Consider the following 524-nt stretch of genomic DNA (forward strand, 5'->3'; position numbering starts at 1 on the left):
ATGTGGGCGTCCTGCAAAATATGGTGCCAAAGCAGGTTCTGTTAGGGATTTGGCAAATGAATATAAAGCTAAAGCCCAAAAAGTCACAAGCTTTGTTTATGGTAAAAAGCGTGACATGCTTGTCTACGAGAAAAACTTCATGTCTAAAGCTTTTAAATGCCCGATAAAAGTTGTCTTTGCCTATTACAAAAATCACTTCGTTGCTTTAGCAACAACAGACTTAAGCTTAAGCGTAACGCAGATATTGGAATACTATAGCGCACGGTGGAAGATCGAGTCTGGTTTCAAAGAGCTCAAACATGACATCGGCAGCCAAAAAGCCCAAGTAAGATTGGAGCATTCGGTGATAAACCACTTGAATATGTGCATGCTTGCCATTACGATTATTTGGATCGCTGTCATGCATCTTCCAAGTGATGCAGTCAATGAGCTAACACATAATGGCACTAAGCCGCAATACACCTTTTCTGCGGCACGAAAGTTGTTGATAAAGCGTCAGAATAAACTCAGGGTTTGTCAAAATG

At 40.8% G+C, this 524-nt stretch carries 1 protein-coding gene; it reads left to right on the plus strand.

All coding sequences use genetic code 11. The features are described from left to right. Positions 1–524: transposase (locus tag DNJ75_RS15260; protein ID WP_157968432.1), on the plus strand; the 524-nt coding region annotated here is incomplete at both ends.

The organism is Cysteiniphilum litorale (assembly GCF_003428165.1).
Lineage (GTDB): Bacteria > Pseudomonadota > Gammaproteobacteria > Francisellales > Francisellaceae > Caedibacter > Caedibacter litoralis.